18 protein-coding genes are annotated in these 20,298 nt (G+C 37.9%); 12 read left to right on the top strand and 6 right to left on the bottom strand.

The genetic code is table 11. The features are described 5' to 3' along the window. Nucleotides 1–99: 99 nt before the first annotated feature. Nucleotides 100–1,008 (top strand): SDR family oxidoreductase, encoded by a 909-nt coding sequence (locus tag AC4D4B_RS04480; RefSeq protein WP_490999261.1) that lies wholly within the window; start codon nt 100–102, stop codon nt 1,006–1,008. 62 nt (nt 1,009–1,070) lie between these two features. Here AC4D4B_RS04480 and AC4D4B_RS04485 read toward each other — a convergent pair whose 3' ends face one another. Further along, nucleotides 1,071–1,715 (bottom strand): DUF4272 domain-containing protein, encoded by a 645-nt coding sequence (locus AC4D4B_RS04485; RefSeq protein WP_490999262.1) that lies wholly within the window; start codon nt 1,713–1,715, stop codon nt 1,071–1,073. Nucleotides 1,716–2,753: 1,038 nt separating this feature from the next. Further along, the gene (gene rsgA, locus AC4D4B_RS04490; protein WP_490999365.1) at nt 2,754–3,791 is read right to left on the bottom strand and encodes a ribosome small subunit-dependent GTPase A; all 1,038 of its coding nucleotides are present in this window, start codon (nt 3,789–3,791) and stop codon (nt 2,754–2,756) included. Nucleotides 3,792–4,229: 438 nt separating this feature from the next. Here rsgA and desA point away from each other — a divergent pair, with 438 nt between their 5' ends. The 10 genes from desA to AC4D4B_RS04540 all read left to right on the top strand — a co-directional run bounded on the left by desA (nt 4,230) and on the right by AC4D4B_RS04540 (nt 14,830). Continuing rightward, on the top strand, nt 4,230–5,240 hold the full coding sequence (gene desA, locus AC4D4B_RS04495; RefSeq protein ID WP_490999263.1) for a Delta(5) desaturase DesA: 1,011 nt from the start codon (nt 4,230–4,232) through the stop codon (nt 5,238–5,240). 93 nt (nt 5,241–5,333) lie between these two features. Continuing rightward, nucleotides 5,334–6,467: a sensor histidine kinase gene (locus tag AC4D4B_RS04500; RefSeq protein WP_490999264.1), complete on the top strand. Its 1,134-nt coding sequence runs from the start codon at nt 5,334–5,336 to the stop codon at nt 6,465–6,467. After that, nucleotides 6,464–7,063: a response regulator gene (locus AC4D4B_RS04505; protein ID WP_490994836.1), complete on the top strand. Its 600-nt coding sequence runs from the start codon at nt 6,464–6,466 to the stop codon at nt 7,061–7,063. The genes AC4D4B_RS04500 and AC4D4B_RS04505 overlap by 4 nt, the downstream gene beginning before the upstream one ends. Before the next feature lie 495 nt (nt 7,064–7,558). Beyond that, a complete protein-coding gene (locus tag AC4D4B_RS04510) occupies nt 7,559–8,287 on the top strand; it encodes an amino acid ABC transporter ATP-binding protein (RefSeq protein ID WP_490994835.1) in 729 nt (242 codons plus the stop codon). Nucleotides 8,288–8,302: 15 nt separating this feature from the next. Further along, a complete protein-coding gene (locus AC4D4B_RS04515) occupies nt 8,303–9,112 on the top strand; it encodes a transporter substrate-binding domain-containing protein (protein WP_490999265.1) in 810 nt (269 codons plus the stop codon). A 62-nt stretch (nt 9,113–9,174) separates the two neighbouring features. After that, on the top strand, nt 9,175–9,810 hold the full coding sequence (locus AC4D4B_RS04520) for an amino acid ABC transporter permease (protein ID WP_490999366.1): 636 nt from the start codon (nt 9,175–9,177) through the stop codon (nt 9,808–9,810). A gap of 12 nt (nt 9,811–9,822) precedes the next feature. Further along, entirely contained in the window at nt 9,823–10,485 is a 663-nt protein-coding gene (locus AC4D4B_RS04525; protein WP_490999266.1) for an amino acid ABC transporter permease, read from the top strand. Between the two features lie 313 nt (nt 10,486–10,798). Further along, nucleotides 10,799–11,713, top strand: coding sequence for a UDP-N-acetylmuramate dehydrogenase (gene murB, locus AC4D4B_RS04530; protein ID WP_490994832.1), 915 nt, complete (start codon nt 10,799–10,801; stop codon nt 11,711–11,713). 172 nt (nt 11,714–11,885) lie between these two features. Beyond that, nucleotides 11,886–13,094, top strand: a complete 1,209-nt coding sequence (locus AC4D4B_RS04535) for a quaternary amine ABC transporter ATP-binding protein (protein ID WP_490994831.1) — start codon at nt 11,886–11,888, stop codon at nt 13,092–13,094. Beyond that, the gene (locus AC4D4B_RS04540) at nt 13,091–14,830 is read left to right on the top strand and encodes a glycine betaine ABC transporter substrate-binding protein (protein WP_490994830.1); all 1,740 of its coding nucleotides are present in this window, start codon (nt 13,091–13,093) and stop codon (nt 14,828–14,830) included. Before AC4D4B_RS04535 ends, AC4D4B_RS04540 begins: the two co-directional genes overlap by 4 nt. 294 nt (nt 14,831–15,124) lie before the next feature. On the opposite strand, the gene AC4D4B_RS04545 is transcribed toward AC4D4B_RS04540, so the two are convergent. Beyond that, nucleotides 15,125–15,403, bottom strand: coding sequence for an AbrB/MazE/SpoVT family DNA-binding domain-containing protein (locus tag AC4D4B_RS04545; RefSeq protein WP_490994829.1), 279 nt, complete (start codon nt 15,401–15,403; stop codon nt 15,125–15,127). Nucleotides 15,404–15,612: 209 nt separating this feature from the next. On the opposite strand from AC4D4B_RS04545, the gene AC4D4B_RS04550 reads away from it, so the two are divergent. After that, nucleotides 15,613–15,855: a YkuS family protein gene (locus AC4D4B_RS04550; RefSeq protein WP_066106389.1), complete on the top strand. Its 243-nt coding sequence runs from the start codon at nt 15,613–15,615 to the stop codon at nt 15,853–15,855. Between the two features lie 56 nt (nt 15,856–15,911). On the opposite strand, the gene dnaN is transcribed toward AC4D4B_RS04550, so the two are convergent. The 3 genes from dnaN to AC4D4B_RS04565 form a co-directional block, all read right to left on the bottom strand. Further along, nucleotides 15,912–17,042: a DNA polymerase III subunit beta gene (gene dnaN, locus AC4D4B_RS04555; protein ID WP_490999267.1), complete on the bottom strand. Its 1,131-nt coding sequence runs from the start codon at nt 17,040–17,042 to the stop codon at nt 15,912–15,914. 266 nt (nt 17,043–17,308) lie between these two features. Then, nucleotides 17,309–18,511, bottom strand: coding sequence for an MFS transporter (locus AC4D4B_RS04560; RefSeq protein ID WP_490999268.1), 1,203 nt, complete (start codon nt 18,509–18,511; stop codon nt 17,309–17,311). A gap of 574 nt (nt 18,512–19,085) precedes the next feature. Beyond that, nucleotides 19,086–20,252, bottom strand: a complete 1,167-nt coding sequence (locus AC4D4B_RS04565; protein ID WP_490999269.1) for an MFS transporter — start codon at nt 20,250–20,252, stop codon at nt 19,086–19,088. Nucleotides 20,253–20,298: the final 46 nt, after the last annotated feature.

Below are 20,298 nucleotides of genomic sequence, written 5' to 3' on the forward strand. Positions count from 1 at the left end.
ATGATCTATTTTAATAAATATATAACCTAAGGGCGCATATGGGACGCTTTTCTGCTATACGCATAGTAGGGAGGCTAAAATTCGGGAGGTCTGAATTATATGTATCCATACTATAAGCATTTAAGGAAGGAAAGGTATTGTAAGGATGTGCCAATTGCTTTTCCTCCTCAACATCAAAACCAGCATCCGGGCTTGGAATATGTAATGACCCCCAGACCTATATCTGAAAATCCATATTACAAAGGGAGCGGAAAGCTGGTGAGGAAGACTGCTCTTATTACAGGCGGAGATTCAGGTATTGGCAGAGCGGTCGCCTATGCCTTTGCGAAAGAGGGCGCGAATATTGCTATTGTATATTTGTATGAGCATGAAGATGCCGAGGAAACAAAAGAAAGGATTGAGAAGCTGGGGGTTAAATGCCTGCTTATATGTGGAAATCTTATACATGAGGATATGTCAGTGGCTGCCGTTCGTCAATGTTTGGACGAATTTGGAAAGATCGATATTTTGGTAAATAATCATGCTGTACAGTTTGTTCAAAAACGGATTGAGGATATTACGGAGGAACAACTTGATTTAACATTTCGTACGAATATTTATTCCTATTTTTTCATGGTGAAGGCTGTCCTGCCACATCTCCAGCGTGGGTCTTCTATTATCAATACGGCTTCCGTCACAGCATATAATGGTCATCCTAAACTATTGGATTATTCAGCAACGAAGGGTGCGGTTGTTACATTTACACGTTCGCTTTCTCTTTCTTTAATAAAAAAGGGGATTCGGGTAAATGGTGTAGCTCCAGGACCAATTTGGACACCACTGATTCCGTCCTCATTTTCAGCCGAAGAGGTAAAGACTTTTGGAACATTAACTCCTGAGGTACCGATGAAGCGAGCAGGCCAACCATTTGAAATTGCCCCCAGCTATGTATTTTTAGCATCAGATGATTCGAGCTATATGTCGGGGCAAATCCTCCATCCAAATGGAGGGGATATGGTAAGTTCGTAACAAGTAGTGACGAACTGCAAGCCATGGAATCCCCATCTGAATTAATCGAATATAGTTAAGGATTAGATTGTATCCATTGATATATCGTCCCATTCCTCATCCAAGATATTAATCATCCAATTTAGAGCATATCTTCTCTCGTAAACAACACCGGGACTAATTTCAATTGGAAATTCTTTATTATTCATACGAGTTTCGGCAATAGCCCAATGAAGTCTGTACAAAAGATCGAGTGCATCCAGTATTTCATTTTTGTCTCGATAGGCAGCCCGTTCCAATAGCTCTTCCTTAGTAGAATGCAATACAAGGTCATAAAGTGTTTCTACATCGGATAAAGTATGTGGGAATGGAAGATCGGGTATCAGATTGATGGCCCATAAAAGGGCAGAGTTACATTCAATTTTCCAGGAGTAGGTGTTATATTCGTCCTGGTCAGGTTCTTCGTTCTCAATAAACTCTTTTTCCTCAGGAGAAAATAATTCTTTCGCATTGTAACTCTCTAAAAATTCGTCAATCGTTTCATCGGGTGCACCACTGCCTTTAGCCGATACTATAGTGATGGTAATAATTCGGTCAATCACCTGTTCAATCTCTTTAAAGCGCAGTCTATTTGCACTTTCTAATGTATGTAAGTGTGTATTTATTGGGATTCCCATCTCTTTTAATAATTTTTCTGTCCGCTTTTTTCTTCCTATAGGACTATTCATTTAAATCTCCTCTTTCTGTACAAAGGCCCGCCTTTTATCTTATAAATACGTTTTAATCTAGCTTCGACGGCTAGAAGCTCAGGACATAAGCATGAACTCTACAGGAGGGAAAGACACCTCCCTCCGAGCTCCTGTCTTATGCTCCTCGCTTCTGGGCAAGCCGTCTCAGCTTTTTCCTTAATCCAGCTTCGGCTCCTAGGAGCTCGAGTCATAAGCAAATACTCTACGGAGGCCAACAGGATGTTGGTCACAAAGACGTTGCCACACGATGTGGCGTTTTTAGTCTTTGTTCTTTAACCCATTCCCTTCGAGTATTTGTCTTATGCTTGTCGCTCCTGAACAGTCGTCTCAGCTTTTTACGGATAATCATTTTATCAAGATGATTTTAACATATTTTGGTTAAATGATTGAATATTCTGCACTGAGAGGAGATTTTTGTAATTTTTTTATGTAAGAGGGTTTGTATAAGAGAGGTTTGATTTGAGTGGGCAGTTCACTCAGTTTGCCAGGAAAGATAGATGGACACAAAAGAAAAAGCACGCAGTATTTTGCGTACTTTGGGCCATGGATGCGGCAAACTTAGTCTTCGTACCATAATCCAGTTGTTTCGGCTTTTTGCTTAATCCAGCTTCAACTCCTAGGAGCTCGAGTCATAAGCAAATACTCTGCGGGAGAAGAACCCTCCCTTCGAGTATTTGTCTTATGCTTGTCGCGGGCCTACAGGATGTAGGTCACGAAGACGTTGCCACAGGACGTGGCGAATTTAGTCTTCGATCCTTAACCCAGTCGTTTCAGCCTTTTGTTTTAATCCAGCTTCAGGGCCTAGGAGCTCGGGACATAAGCAAAGGCACTGCGGGGGAGACCCATCCCCTTCATGCCTTTGTCTTATGCTCCTCGCTCCTGAGCAAGGCCCTTCAGCCTTTTGTTTAATCCAGATTCAGGGCCTAGCTCCTCGAGACATAAGTGTAGCCACTACGGGAGGGAAGAGCGCCTCCCTACGTGACTCCTCTTATGCTTGTCGGAGCTGAGCAAGGCCCTTCATCTTTTTATCTTCTTCCATTTAGCTTTTTCCGCTAGTGCGGCGCGTTGGTTTTCTTTTCGGTTTAGGTAGGCGAGTTCGCGTTGGAGTTTTAGGTAGCTGGCAAATCGTTCTTTACTCAGCGTTTTATTGGATAGTGCCTCCTGTACTGCGCAACTTGGTTCGGTTTTGTGTTTACAATCTGTAAATTTACATTGTGCGGCTAATTCTTCTATATCAGTGAAACTATGACTGATTCCCTCGTCGGCTTCCCATAATTGTAATTCCCTCATTCCAGGAGTATCAATTATGATACCTCCTCCATTAAGGATAACTAGTTCTCGGTGTGTAGTTGTGTGTCTTCCTTTATCGTCATCTTCCCGAATGGATTTAACCTCCAGGATGCTTTCGCCATAAAGGACATTTGTTAATGTTGATTTACCGGTACCAGATGAACCAAGTAAAGCAACCGTCTTACCTTCTTGGATATAAGGGTCTAATTGCTCTAAACCCATCCTATTTTCCGCACTGATAGGATGAATGGGTACACCTAATGCGACTGCCTCTACTTCTCTGATTTTTTGATCAACATCATCACATAAATCAGATTTGCTTAAAATAATGACAGGATTTGCTCCGCTTTCCCAAGCCATTAATAAGTAACGTTCCAGCCTGCGCATATTAAAATCGGTATTAAGTGCATTGACTAAGAAAATGGTATCGATATTGGCTGCGACAAGTTGCTCTTCAGTAGTCACTCCAGCCTTCTTTCTTGAGAATTTACTTTTTCTTGGTAATACGGCGTGGATGGTTGCTTTTTGCTCCTCTTTTCGGGAAGTGATGGCAACCCAATCACCGACTGCAGGAAAATCTGAGCTTTCCTTTGCTTCATGACGCATTTTGCCTGTAACTTCAGCTAAAAGATTACCATCTGCTGAGAAAACACGATACATGCCTTTATGCTCTAAAGCTACACGGCCTACTGTGTATTCTTTATTGCTATATTGTTTGAAAGCTTCTTCAAAGTGTTGATTCCAGCCTAATTGTTTTAAATTCAATTTAAATTCCTCCAAATGATTGTTTTGATTGCAAAATAAAAAGGAGACCAAAAAATACGTTGGTCTCCTTCATGTCGGTTCTGTGTTATAGACAGATCAGACAAATAAAAAACCATGGACCGCACACAGCCCATGGAAATATGCAAATTCAATCATGTTAAAATAAAAGGAATTTTATGCATCCTTACCAGAGGGCTGTGATATGAAATTGACAGAAACGATGTTTATGATTTGAGTTTCCATAATACATTCCTCCTTTGTGTAAGTGATTACATTAACTATAGTTTAATTTTGTATGATTTGCAAATGAATTATTCAGTTTATTCTAAAATGTTTGTATATGACATATGTCATGTTCACCTATTGACGTTTATGACTAGTTTGGAGTTGAACTATTCTATAACATTAAGAATAAATATTGTTATAGAGGTGAATTAAATGTCCAAGGAGAAGAATATATCCTTAAGAAAACAAATTGCTCCCTATGAAAAGGCGAATACAAAATCAAGCGTAAAACAAATTCTAAATACATTTATTCCATTTTTATTTCTTTGGTTTGCTGCCTATCAAAGCCTGGAGATTTCGTATTGGCTGACATTGTTTTTTGCGGTACTTACATCCGGTTTTGTTATTAGATTGTTTATTATCTTCCATGATTGCTGCCATCAATCCTTCTTTAAAAACAGGAAATGGAACGACATTTTAGGGACGATAACTGGAGTTATTACTATGTTTCCATATGAACAATGGAAAAGAAGTCATTCCATTCACCATGCGACAAGCAGTAATTTGAATAAGCGTGGAACCGGAGATATTTGGATCATGACTGTCGAGGAATACAAGATGGCCTCGTTTAAGGAAAAGTTAATATATCGACTATATCGGAATCCAATTGTCATGTTTGGGTTAGGTCCAATCTATTTATTTTTAGTTACAAATCGTTTCAATCGTAAAGGTGCCAGAAGAAAAGAACGCATAAACACGTACATTACCAATCTATCTATCGTCGTCATTTATGCGTCTATGTGCTTGCTAATCGGATGGAAGGAATTTTTATTAATTCAATTGCCGATCTTGTTTATTGCAGGTGCTCTGGGAATCTGGTTATTTTATGTACAGCATCAATTTGAAGATTCATATTTTGAGGAAGAAAAAGATTGGGACTATGTAAAAGCGGCAATCGACGGAAGCTCTTATTATAAGCTTCCAAGAGTTCTTCAATGGGTAACAGGGAATATAGGTTTTCATCATGTTCATCATTTAAGTCCAAGAGTACCAAATTATCATCTTGAAAAAGTCCATAATGAGACTGCTCCTTTGCAGCAAGCTACAACCATTACGATATCTTCTAGTTTAAAGGCAATCCGTTTTCGTCTATGGGATGAAAAAGGTAAAGGCTTTGTGAGTTTTAAAGACATAAATGGTCGTGCTGGTAAGGCAAAGTCATAATTTAGATGTTACAAAAAAATACAGTATATTTACTGTATTTTTTTTATTTACTGGTATATGCTGGAGTAAAATTAATGAAGGGGGAGACAACAATTGAATGCTTTGAATCAGTTATTCCCAACTAATAAAGGACTGAATCTATATATTTGGCTCGTATTTAGTATCCTCCCTTTCTATTTTATTTTTCATGCAAAATCCATTTTTATGATTGTGTTAGGAATCATTCTTATTCTGTCATTTTTTATAAGTAATCGTATTTCAGCTAATTCAAAAGGTGGATTTATTTATTTCTGGGTAGGAATCCAAATGGCAATTTGTATAGCTATGTCATTAATTTTTGGATTTGTTTATTTTTCACTCTTTCTGGCTTATTATATTGGAACTGTTGAGAATAAGGTAGGTTTCTTTATTTTATATGGTATTCATGTTGGAGGCACAGTGATTACGGTTAATTGGGGATTCATTACTCAGAATCCACTCTTCTTTTCACAATTTCCTTTTATTTTAATATGTGTAATTGGTGTCATTTTACTGCCGCTGAGCTCCTATAATATTCACAAAAGAGAAAGGCTGGAGGCTGAGCTGAAAGATGCTCACAAACAAATATCAGATTTAGTTAAGCTTCAGGAACGCCAGCGAATTGCAAGGGACTTACATGATATTCTTGGTCAGAAACTCTCGTTGATCGGACTGAAAAGTGATTTGGCCGGTAAGCTGGTACAAATAAATCCGGAGCAGGCAAAGAATGAATTGAAAGATATTCAAGTGACTGCAAGAACAGCATTAAAAGAAGTGCGTGAAATTGTAGCTGATATGAGAGGCACCAAAATGGAGGATGAATTGATCCGTATCAAGCAAATACTGAGAGCTGCTCAAATGGAATTTTATGTTGAAGGAGAAGAGAGTATCCAGAAGATTCCGCTGCTTGTGGAAAATGTATTGAGCATGTGTTTAAAGGAAGCTATCACTAATATCGTGAAGCATAGCAGGGCCAATGAATGCAGACTAGATATAAAAAAAACGCATACAGAAATAACAATGATTATTCAGGATAATGGAACAGGAATTGTTGAAAAAGAAATGGGTAAAGGGAATGGCTTAAAGGGAATGAGGGAGCGGCTTGAATTTGTGAATGGAAGCCTTGATATTCGCGTTAATTCAGGAACAGAGTTAATTTTTAAAATTCCACTGATAGAGCGGAACGTTCAACAGGAGGTAATGGCATGATTAAAATCGTAATAGCTGAAGATCAAAGAATGCTGCTTGGTGCACTAGGCGCATTGTTAGATTTAGAACCAGATATGACGGTGGTTGGTAAAGCGAAAAATGGAGAGGAAGCTATATCTATGATCAAACAGCATAAGCCGGATGTTTGTGTGATGGATATAGAAATGCCTGGTAAAAGTGGACTCGATGTCGCAGAAGAATTAAAAGGAAGCGCATGCAAAGTAATTATACTTACAACCTTTGCGAGGTCAGGCTATTTTGAAAGGGCACGAAAAGCGGATGTACGCGGGTATCTGTTAAAGGACAGTCCGAGTGAAGAACTGGCCAACTCTATCAGGGTTATTATAGATGGACGACGTATTTATGCACCAGAACTGGTTGACATGATATATGAAGAGGAAAACCCTCTCACGGAACGTGAGCAACAGGTTTTGGGCTTAATTGCAGATGGGAAAAATACGAAGGAAATTGCCAATCAACTATTTATAACAACAGGGACGGTTCGAAACTATATCTCTGTCATACTTGATAAACTGGACGTCAATAATCGAATAGAAGCTATCTCTCGATTTAAAGAAAAAGGCTGGTTTAAGTAGAATATGTTTTAATTTTTAAAAAATATGATTGATAATGTTATAAAATACCAGTAAAATCTAAATTATATGATGAAATATAGGTAAAATAGGATTGAACAAATGTAGTAACATGTTCCTATTTTGCTTTTTCATTTATCGGAGGAAATATTCCTTTTAAACATCTTTAGATCTACATTTCTATTACCTCAGAGTATGATACTTCTTAGTACAGCAAGTTTTACATCCAGACGAGATGAATTTGCTACTTCAATAAATTCTATTAGAATGATTAAACCACTACGTACTTAAACATATTTTCAGATAATAAAATAGTATATTTCAATGATAATAGGAGGTTATTTTATAGACCTTTTCTCAGTAAAATTATCCCAAAAACGGAAATCGCTGTTTTAATTTTATTGACGGACAAACTTTATATACATATAATTCTAAGTAGTCCATATAATATCAGAAAATATAAAATATTGCCGCAAATATCAGCAGGGGGGAAGTATTTTGATTGTCTTTGATCATGTAAATAAGTATTTTGGTGATTTTCATGTTCTAAAAGATATAAATCTAGAAATTGAAAAGGGAGAAGTAGTAGTCGTAATTGGTCCTTCGGGATCAGGTAAAAGTACGATGCTCAGATGTATTAATCGTCTCGAAGCGATTAATAGCGGTACTTTAAAAGTAAATGGTATTTCGGTGACGGATAAAAAGACAAATATCAACGAACTTCGTCGTGATATCGGTATGGTATTTCAGCATTTTTATTTATATCCTCATAAAACAGTTCTTCAAAATATAACATTGGCTCCTATGAAAGTGTTGGGTAAATCTGAAGAGGAAGCTGTAAAGACCGCAAAACTATATCTTGAAAAAGTAGGGATTCCTGATAAGGCAAATGCATATCCTGCCCAGCTTTCCGGCGGGCAGCAACAACGTGTAGCTATTGCAAGAGGATTAGCGATGAATCCGGAAGTTATGCTTTTTGATGAACCAACCTCCGCTCTCGATCCTGAGATGATTGGTGAAGTATTGGATGTTATGAAAGCGCTGGCGAAGGAAGGTATGACAATGGTAGTCGTCACGCATGAAATGGGCTTTGCGAAAGAGGTTGCTAATCGTATTGTCTTTATGGATGAAGGAAAAATCTTAGAAGAATCCACACCGGCTGAATTCTTTACGAATCCACAGGAAGAAAGGGCTCGTTCGTTCTTAAGCCGTATTTTAAATCATTAATAAGGGGGAAAAAGAATGTTATTAAAAAAGTTTTGGAAGGTATCAATACTCTCAATCATTGCTGTATTCATGTTGGCAGCCTGCGGCAGTAAAGAAGAAACAACCGGAGGATCGTCTGAAAGCGGTCTGGAAAAAATAAAGGATAAAGATAAAATCGTATTTGGCGTGAAAAATGATACTCGTTTGTTTGGATTGAAAAATACAAGCACTGGTAAAGTAGAAGGCTTTGATATAGACATTGCAAAAGCACTGGCTAAAGAGGTAATCGGGGATGAAAATAAAGTAGAGTTCGTAGAAGTGACTTCTAAAACGCGTGTGCCGCTGCTACAGAATGGAAAGATTGACGCTGTTGTTGCCACTATGACCATTACAGAGGAACGTAAAAAAGAAGTAGATTTCACAGATGTTTATTTTGAAGCAGGTCAATCATTGCTTGTCAAAAAGGGAAGCAAAATTAAAAGCATTGATGATTTAAAAGCAGGTACTAAAGTTCTTGCTGTTAAAGGTTCTACTTCTGCTATCAATATAGCTGAAAAAGCACCGGATGCAGAAGTTCTGCAATATGAAAACTATGCAGAAGCTTTTACAGCACTTAAATCCGGACAAGGAGATGCTTTAACAACGGATGATGCTATCCTGTATGGAATGGTTGATGAAGATCCTTCGTATGAATTAGTTGGCGGACAATTTACGGAAGAGCCATATGGAATCGCTGTTAAAAAAGGAAATACAGAATTAGTGGATGAATTAAATAAAGCTCTAAAAACAATTAAAGATAACGGAACTTACGATGAGATATTTAATAAATGGATCGAAAATAAATAATTTCTCCAATCAGGATGGGCAAACATGCTCATCCTGATTGATTAAGAGGAGTGAATCAATTGCTGGATTTTTCTTTACTCGCAGAAAATATGGATATGTATATAGAGGGTTTTCTAAAGACGATACAAATAAGTTTATTAGCCCTCGTAGGAAGCTTTTTTTTAGGGGCATTTATTGCAGTCATGAGAATTGCGCCGTTCAAGCCATTAAATTGGATTGGGACCGCTTATGTTGAATTTGTACGAAATATCCCCTTATTGATCATTGCATTTATCTTTTATTATGGGGCAAAACTGCCGGGCTTTGCAGCAGGTTCCTTAGCATTAACGATTTATACGGCTGCCTTTATAGCTGAGGCCATTCGAGCAGGGATTCTATCCATTCACAAAGGGCAAATGGAAGCAGCCCGTTCATCAGGTTTGACCTATGGGCAGGCTATGAGAATGATTGTCTTGCCTCAGGCTATAAAAGTTGTAATTCCTCCATTAGGCAATCAATTTATCAATTTAGTTAAAAACTCATCCATTCTGGCTGTCATTGCGGGTGGTGAGTTAATGTATCAGGCAGATTTGATTTCTTCTAATACGTTTGTTGTGTTTGATGTTTATATTTTTGTTGCTTTATTCTATCTGGTTATAACCATTCCACTCAGTTTAGGTGTTGGGTATTTAGAAAAACACCTGGAAAAAAGCTCGTAAGGAGGCGTAATCATGGATTTTGCAGGAGCATATACGCCCGATAATCTTAAATTTTTAGTAGATGGATTTCTTGTTACGCTAAAGGTTGCTGTAATTTCTATTATCCTTAGTTTTATTATCGGGGGGATATTAGGAATCATCCGTTATGCTAAGATACCATTGTTATCAAAGGTTGTGGCGGTTATAGTAGAAACGATTCGAAATCTGCCACTAATCCTTATTATTTTCTTTGTTTATTTTGGATTACAGGATCCAAGCAGAGGCTGGTCCTTAAATATGAGTGTAACGACTGCGGCCATCATGGCATTAACGATTTTTGAATCTGCCATGATCTCAGAAATTATTCGAAGCGGTCTAAACTCGGTTCCTAAAGGTCACATAGAGGCAGCACGTTCATCGGGTTTGAATTATATTCAGACTCTCACTCATATTATTTTGCCCCAGGCCTTGCGTAACATGGTTCCGCCTATTGTCAGTCAGTTTATTTCATTATTAAAAGATACATCATTAGCTGTAGTTATTGCATTGCCTGAATTGACGCATCATGGACAAACCGTTTACGCGCAAAATGGGAATTATATTTACCCAATCCTGATTCTCGTAGCACTAATGTATTTTGTGGTTAATTATGGTTTATCCTTAGTTGCCAGAAGATTAGAGATTAAAAGGGCGTAGATCGTGTATTCAGCATCATCCTTAAGGAGGGATGGTGCTTTTTTGCACATTAGTTTAGGTAGATGTCATATACATAAAGAAAAATGGTTCATTTAATTAACTCGATGTATCTTTGTATAGATATACTATTTTTTTATAGGGCATATTTATAGTATGATAGTCAATGAGGTTTTCTATAAGAAATCTCACTAACGGGAATATCGTTTTACTCATGAATGTGATTTTAGCGATTTCCAACCATTTGCAGTGATTTCCCAGAGTGAATCATGTATATAATAAGATATGACAAATATAAATTCAGAAGGTTGAGAGTATGAATAAACAAAAAACAATTGAAGAATTGCAGCAGATTATTCAGGCAGAACATATTAAACAGGATGAACCTTTACGTGAATATACATTTACTAAAACGGGTGGGAATGCAGACTTTCTGGTGTTGCCTACAACCTATGAAGAGGTTCAAAATACGATCCTTTATGCACATAAGAATGATATTCCGTTGACGATTTTAGGAAATGGATCGAATTTAATCATTAGAGATGGTGGAATTAGAGGAATTGTCCTGATTCTAAATCATTTAGATAAGATTTATATGGAAGATGGGAAGATTATTGCCCAGAGCGGTGCAACCATTATTGATGTATCCCGCTTTGCTCTAGAACAGAAGCTGACGGGACTTGAGTTTGCATGCGGAATCCCTGGTTCAGTCGGTGGAGCTGTGTATATGAATGCTGGTGCCTACGGTGGGGAAATTTCACAGGTGATTGAGTCAGCTATCGTGTTAAATGAGAAGGGTGAGCTTCTTACATTAACGAAAGATGAGATGGAGCTTACTTACCGCAGCAGTTTGATTGCCAAGCAAAACTATATCGTTTTAGAAGCTCGTTTTGCCCCGGTACCTGGAGATGTAAAAGTAATTAAAGAAAAAATGGATGAGTTAACCTTTTTAAGGGAGTCCAAGCAACCGCTTGAGTATCCTTCCTGTGGAAGTGTTTTTAAACGTCCACCGGGCTATTTTGCGGGTAAATTGATTCAGGATAGCGGTTTGCAAGGAGCTCAAATTGGTGGAGCACAGGTATCTACAAAGCATGCTGGGTTCATCATTAATACTGGCGATGCTACTGCTACTGACTATCTGGCGCTGATTAAGCATGTTCAGGACACGGTTAAAGCTAATTTTGGCGTCAGCCTGGAAACAGAAGTAAAAATAATTGGTGAAGAAGAATAAAATTGAATAAATAGAATGTCGGGCCCCTCATAAAAGAGGGGCTTTTTTAGTGTTAATTCTTATGTAAAAGAGTATAAAAGAGCAAAAAAGTTTAAATTTTCACTAAATAGGATATAGTAATAAGTAGGGAAAAATGGTTTTATTCAAAAAAATACATAGAAGGAGTGGTTGTTTGCAACCAAAAATAAGTATAAAAAATGTTGTAAAAGTATTTGGAAAGTCTCCACAATCTGCACTTGAATTATTAAAGCAAGGCTCTTCAAAAAAAGATATCTTAAAGAAGACAGGATGTACGATTGGGGTTAATGATGCCAATCTTGATATCTATGAAGGAGAAATTTTTGTTGTTATGGGTTTATCGGGGAGTGGGAAATCCACGTTGATTCGAATGTTAAACCGTCTAATTGCCCCGACATCCGGTGAGATTTTGATTGATAATGAGAATATAGTCAACATGTCACCGGCTGAATTGCGTGAAACTAGAAGAAAGAAAATTAGTATGGTGTTTCAAAACTTCGCCCTATTCCCTCATAAAACTATCCTGGAGAATACAGAGTATGGATTGGAAATTCAAAAAATACCTGAACAGGAACGAAAACAGAAGGCAATGGAATCACTGGAAGTAGTTGGCCTAAAAGGATATGAAGATCAATATCCATCCCAATTGAGCGGCGGGATGCAACAGCGTGTTGGACTGGCGAGGGCTTTGGCCAGTGATACAGATATTGTTCTTATGGATGAGGCGTTTAGTGCCCTTGATCCTCTTATCCGCAAAAGCATGCAGGATGAGCTGCTGGAAATCCAGGATAATTACAAAAAAACAATTGTGTTTATTACACATGATTTGGATGAAGCTTTAAGAATAGGTGACCGGATCGCCTTGATGCGTGATGGTAAGGTAATTCAAGTGGGAACTCCTGAGGAAATCATGATGAATCCTGCCAATGATTATGTTGAACGATTTATTGAAGGAATCGATTTGTCACATGTTCTTACTGCGTCTTCGATTATGACTCGGGCGGAACGTATTACAATTGACAGAGGTCCTCGTGTTGCCCTACAAATTATGAAGGACAGGGGATACTCCAGTATATTTATCGTCGACCGCAAACAGATACTGCTTGGGGCGCTCTCTGCCGACCAGGCAAGAGAAGCTATACTTAAGAAAATCCCTATAGAAGAGGTCATGACAAAAGAAGTGCCAACAGCATTGGAAAATACTATTCTATCTGATTTGCTCGACGATATGGCAAATGCACAAATTCCGTTAGCAATCGTTGATGAAGCTAACAGATTGAAGGGTGTTCTTGTACGTGGTGTTGTCATTGGAGCATTGGCTGGCAACAAAGATGTACTCCAAGATAAGGAGGAAAGTCAATGAACCTAGAAAAATTACCAATAGCTTCTGGAGTTGACCGTTTTGTAGAATGGGTAACAGAAGTATGTGGACCACTGTTTAATTGGATTTCGATATTTATTCAAACTATTATTGATACAAGTGTAGAGGTATTGGGTTTAGGACCTTCCATTCTGCTAATTATCCTGGTTACTCTGCTAGTTTTATATACAAATAATTGGGGCATGGCATTATTAACGTTTATAGGATTATTATTGATTGATAATTTAGGATTATGGGATGCTATGATTCAAACATTGGCATTAGTTTTGGCATCTGTACTGATTACAATAATTGTGGGAGTTCCGATTGGTATTTGGGCTTCACAAAGCAATGTTGTAAAGAGAATAATTATGCCAATCCTGGATTTTATGCAAACAATGCCAGGCTTCGTTTATCTGATTCCTGCCATCCTTTTCTTTGGAATTGGAGTTGTTCCCGGAATCGTGGCTTCCTTCATCTTTGCTGTTGCACCGACGATTCGAATGACGAATTTAGGGATCAGGGAGGTTCCGGGAGACTTAATAGAAGCTTCACAAGCCTTTGGTTCCACCACGTGGCAGAAAATCACAAAGGTCCAATTACCATTAGCTGTTTCGACGATAATGGCCGGAATTAACCAAAGTATTATGCTTTCTTTATCCATGGTGGTTATGGCATCTCTTGTTGGTGCGCCTGGATTGGGAGCCGAGGTATACCGTGCCGTTTCACAAATAGCAGTAGGTGAAGGATTCGAAGCTGGATTAGCACTTGTTATCATTGCAATTATTTTGGATAGAGTATCGCAAAACCTCAGAACCCCAGTATATGAAAGAGTTATTTCTAAGAAATGGGTTTATGGTTTCATTATCTTAGTCTTTCTTGGAGGATATGCCTATATTGCGATATCTTCGTCTGCAGAAAAAGGTACTCAAGATAGTTCCTATGTAGGTAATCAGGTAGATTATAAAATCGTTGGCATCGAGCCTGGAGCGGGAATTATGTCAGCAACTGAAGAAGTGTTGAAGAAATATGAACTGGAAGCAGACTGGACTTTACAAGAAGGATCATCTGCTGCTATGGTTGCTGAGCTTCAAAAATCTTACGATAATCAGGATCCGATTATTCTGACAGGTTGGACACCACATTGGAAGTTTCAAAAATACGATTTGAAATATTTGGATGATCCTAAGAATGTATATGGTGATAGTGAAAATATTAATACATTGGTCCGAAAAGGCTTGAAAGAAGAGTTGCCTGGAGCAGAACAAATCTTAGATCAATTTTACTGGACTCCAGCTGATATGGAAGAAGTAATGGTGGACATGGAAAAAGGAATGACACCAAAAGAGGCAGCTGCTAAATGGATTGACAAAAATCCAAATAAGGTGGATCAATGGCTGACAGGTGCAGAAAAGGGAGAAGGACAAAGTATTAGTCTGATCTATGTTGCCTGGGAGTCAGAGATTGCATCAACAAATGTTATTGGTGAAGTATTAAAAATGCATGGGTATAGTCCTGAACTAAAGCAGGTAGAAGTCGGACCGATGTATGCATCAATTGCCAACCAAAAAGCAGATGCCATGGTTGCGGCTTGGCTGCCAATGACTCATAAAGCCTACTATGATAAGTATAAAGAAGATTTAATTGACCTGGGTCCAAATCTAAAAGGTGCCAAGAGTGGACTGGTTGTTCCTGCTTATATGGATATAGATTCAATTGAGGATTTAGTGAAAGAATAAATGATTGAATGACATATTGTTTTGCAAATAATTTAGGGCATGAGTTCGGTACTGTACTGGACTCATGCTTTTTATTTTACCTGCATTAGAAGTGGGAAGGCTGCAGAAAGGATTAGAATAACTCGGTGCCTCAAAGGATTTTAATCTTTCATTAACGTTATTCCTTTTTGGCACGGCCAGTTATTCCTCAACTTAAACTAATCAAGGCCTATTTATTATTCAAGAATTTAAATATATTAACGTAAGTATAAAAGTCTCTTGAATTCGAGGTAAAAGGTGATGAAAAATCGCCTTTTACCTTTCACTCATCCGATTTAGTTCTGAATGTAGTATTCGTAATCCTTCCTGACTTAACACAATCTTTCCATTGGCTAATGAAATATTCTGATTGCTGACTTCACCTGTAATGGCACATGCCTTACCAGGTGTATATTTTTGCAGGATAATTTTGTCTTCATCCGTAAAAATCTCTATAGAATCTTTTATGTTAATGTCAAGAGTTCTTCTAAGTTCAATCGGCAGTACAATTCTACCGAGTTCATCGACTTTTCTAACAATCCCAGTTGACTTCATTATTACACCACTTTTCTTCCTTTTTATAGAATAATAGTATTAAATTGGTTATAAGTAAATAGTTTTGCTCAAATATTAACAAGATTGTAATACTAAATGCTATATCAGGAATATTAATACATATATGCCAATATTTTGTTTGACCTTCTGCATTTTTGGTATAAATTGTTGCATCAATGGACAATTTACAGAAGAAGGAGGTGGATGTTATGGCTAAAATTGGAGTGGAGCAATCTTTATCAGACGTTCAACAAGCTTTACGTGATAAAGGGCATAATGTAATCGAATTAAAACAGGAAAATGACACACAAGGGTGTGACTGCTGTGTTGTATCCGGCCTGGATATTAACGTAATGGGTATGCAGGATACAGCAACGAAAGCTTCAGTGATCAACGCTGATGGTCTTACTGCTGAGGAAGTATGTCAGGCAGTTGAAAACAGAATTCAATAAAAAATAACGGCTGCCGTGTACAAGCAGCCGTTATTTTTTTCAAAGAAATAGATTCATCAATACGATCGTACAGGGGATATAAGGTGAAGATGAGACGGATTGTTAACTGGTTCAATCAAGACGGGTCTTAAGGATCCGCCAAAACTTAATTTTACTTCTTTTTCTTTTATGGCTTTTAAAGCATCGAGTAGAAATTCTCCATCAAGAGATATACTTAAATTAATTTCACCTTGAACCATATTGACATCCATTATTTCTTCAATTTTCCCCATGTCTGTTGCGTTTGATGCAATCTTGATTTGTTTACCATCTATCATTTCAATCAATATATTGTTATTTTTCCATTCACTTGCAAACAGCCGAGCCCGATCTATCCCCTTTAATAACTTTACTGTATCTAATATCATGACAGTTTTCGAATCGGCTGGTATAAGTTTAGAGATGCCAGGGAAATTACCTTCAATAAGTCTGGAATATAATGAGGTAGTCGACGATTTGAATACGATATAATTGTCTAATATGTAAATATGTATAAGATCTTTTTCATTATTCATTAGTTTTGTGAGCTCAGTAAGGCTGGCACCAGGAACAATGAAAGAAGCTTCAATTTGTGAGTTTATTGGTACTTTCCTTAAAGCCAGTCGATGGGAATTGGTTGCCACACAGGTTAGCTTATTCTCTTTAAACGACATATTCACACCAGTTAGAACAGGTCTTGTTTCACTTTTGGAGACTGCAAATGTAGTTTGTTTGATGATTTCCATTAAGGCAGAGCTGTGTATCTGTATAAAATGGTTTGTCTCTATTGAAGGGTAATTGGGATACTTGCCAGGATTAAATCCATTAAGGTATACCATGACTTCATCAGATTGAATTTCAGCTACGTTATTTCCGGATATCTTTATATGAATATCATCAGATAATTTTTTTACAACTTCACATAAATATTTAGCTGGAAGAACTGCGCTGCCAGTTTCATCTACGTTTAATATCCGGATACCGTTCATTTCTAAAGGAATTATTTTTTCTATTGCAATATTGGAATTACTGCCAATCAGAATTAAACAATCCTCCTTAGCGACCAACTTTATGCCTGTTAGAATTGGTAAAAGCGATTTTGTAGTAACTGCCCTGCTAACATCGGATAATGCCTCGTTGAAATAATCTTTACTTATTGTAAATTCCATTAGAAGTCTCCCAAGTCCATAATTAGTTTCATGTATATTCAATTCTCCAAAAAGAATCATATTCCTTCTTTCAGCATGAATCCTTCTGGTTAACTTAATAGCCATTAAGATTGGATAAATTAAGTAATGGCTTCCCGCTAACAATTTAATCCCTTAATAGATCTCGGTAGGAATCATCTGTACTTGATGGATTTCATGCCATTTCATCCTTTTTCAAAAAAAGTGCGGGCACTGGATGTCCTCCAGAAACTCCGCACGTCAATTAGTTATTGCGTAATATTTTGTATAAATAAATGTTTGTGTTTAAAGATTATGATACTGCTCAAGGCAAGTAACAGGCCTGAGGTCAGAAAAACAAATCTAACACCCATTAAATCTGCCAGTACTCCCATGAGTAATGAAGAGATGCCAAAAACACCAGTAGAGGCTGCCCCTAGGGATGTATAGACGGTTGATAATTCATCCTTTGAAACACTCGATTGAATAATTGTTTGCTGGGGTATGTTTTTTATTTGCCCAAAAACCCCTATCCACAGAGATAGACATAAGGCGATAATAGGAATGCTGGTTATGCTAAATAGTACTGTGAGCAGGCATGTCATGAACGTATTTAAAAGAATAACATTTCCTAATCTGTTTCCAATGAAGGAGGAATATTTTACACAATAGATGCTACCAGCTATTAAACCGAAGAAGTAAGCACCATTAATAAATCCCCACCATTCTGCACCACTTTTTAAAGCATCGTCCACAAATACTAAAACAATCGCTGCAATCCAAACAGTACCTGCAATTGTCTCAAGGATATCTATCTTAATAATCTGTCTCAATATTGGCGTTGTAGAAACAGTTTTCCAGCCTTTTTGAACCTGTACTAATCGTCCACCCTGATTGATTGGTTGTTCGCTAGAGACATTTTCTAAAAAAGAGAGCAAAATACTCGCTAGACCAAATAGGCATCCCACAATCCATATCAACTGTTGATAACTCAGAATGACCAAAAATAAACTTCCTGCAAACCACATAATGGTTTGGACAAGCTGGGTGACTGATTCACTGATTCCATTTGCCTTTAACAGTTGTTCGGAGTTCACATAGTGGGGAATCAGCGTTTGCCTGATTGGATTTGCACACCCATCAAGAAATGCAATCAATCCGATAGGTAGAAATAACCAATGAAAATCAGCTTCCGATATTCCTATTAACAAAATACCTAAAATCATAAGTAAAATGGTTTTGCCTATCTGTGAAAAGGTCATCAACCACTTTAAGCTAACTTTTCCAAATAATAAAGGCGTCAATAGACTGGATATAAACATACAGGATGTAATCGTAAATGGTACAAAGGAAGCCGCAGTTGCTGAGCCTGTCAAAGTAAATATTAGACTGATTATGCTCACTGTATATAAGATGTCACCTATATTGGCCAGCGATTGACCTGTAAGCAGTAAATTGAAATTTTTATTCATTTAAAATATCCCCCATTTTTCTCGATCCATTAATTCGATTCAATGGGGGAATTAAATTGGATTATTCATGAAAAGTATTCCTCACATTCATAAATAGATAAATCTTGGGGGAATAGATTTATCAAGATTTAATTTTAATTGGGTAAAAATTATGGCTGGCCAAGCTGGTATTATTATTCAATCTGTATATGGTTATATGCAGGGTTTATAAGGTTCTCAATCCTGAATCGTACATTTGTAAAATGTTAGTTATGATATACCTATATTCTATAATTCACTCAAAATTCCTCCTAAATATAGACCGAATCTAGATTGCAAGTGAAATAGCGGAAAGGAAACTGATGATTAGGATATTTTAAGGAGAGTAATAGAATGGAACCAGCTGATTCAGCAACATTCCAGCGGGAAAGAGGCAGAATTCAGCCGATTAGATGAATAATCCGGCGGATAGCAGGGAGAATCCAGCCGAATCGAGGGGAAAACCAGCCAACGCCTCCCCATAGCGCGTAAGATTGTCCTTATAAAACAAAAAAAGCCTCCGATGGAGAAAATCGGAGGCTTCAATACTATTATTTTATAAAGCTTGAACTTTTCTTGCCTGAGCATGGTAAACCTGATAAAGCAATAATGCGCCTACAGTCAGAATAGCTCCTGAAATATAAGGGAGCCCAACGGCGAATGAATACAGTAGACCTCCAAGTGGAGGGCCTATGATCCTGCCAAGGGAATCAAAGGATGAAAGTAGTCCGGTTGAGCTGCCGTGTCCTCCTGATGTGGTCTTTGTCAGCAATGCAGTGACAGCTGGACGAATAAGGCCATTGCCTAAACCAAAGATGGTGATGAAGATTGTTGCGGTCCAGAAGCTATTGGTAAATAGAATTAGTATAAACCCGATGATTGATACGATTAGCCCGATTTGAATGACTCGGCCTTCTCCCCATTTCTTCGTCATAATTCCAATGAGTCCTCCCTGCACAATCGCGCTGCCAAATCCCATGATCATAAAGATATACCCTAATTGGACCGTATCAATTCCAGCTTTATTAGCGGCAAAATATGCAAAAGTGGCTTCAAGACCAGCCATAGACAAAGATACGACGCATTGAAGCACAAACAGAATAGAAGCAGCACCGCGAAAATTCATCCACATCGATTTGTTGCCTGAGCTTTGTTTTCCTAATTGTTCAGATGTTAAGGATTCCTTAAGAACAATAAGTACTAATAAGAACGTCAAAGTAGAGAGGATTCCGGCAATTAAGAAAGGCGTATTTAAGCTGGATTTTGAAAGAATTCCACCAATGGCCGGTCCGAAGATAAAGCCTAACCCGGTCGCTGCTCCTATAATCCCCATTCCTTTTCCACGATCTTCTTCAGTCGTAATATCCGCAACATAGGCCATCGTAGTTGGCATATTCGCTGAGGAAAGGATACCACCAATGATCCGTGCCATAAACATTAACCATAATGAGTCGGCGATGGCCATGATGAAGAATGATAGGGCCAAACCAAATATACCGATTAACATGACTGGTTTTCTGCCGATTCGATCCGATATTTTCCCCCAAATTGGAGCGAAAATTAATTGCATTAACGAATAAACTGCCATTAGTAAGCCAAGTTGAGTAGGTGTGCCGCCAACTTCTTCTGCTAAAAATGGAAGGACCGGAATGATAATCCCGAAGCCAACCATCACTAAAAACATGACCAGGAATAGGACGGGCAATATTTTTTTATTTTCCATGAGTGTCTCCTCTAAAACCGCTCAAAATGCCTAGATCATTATGTGT

The organism is Pradoshia sp. Z6_59 (assembly GCF_058267515.1).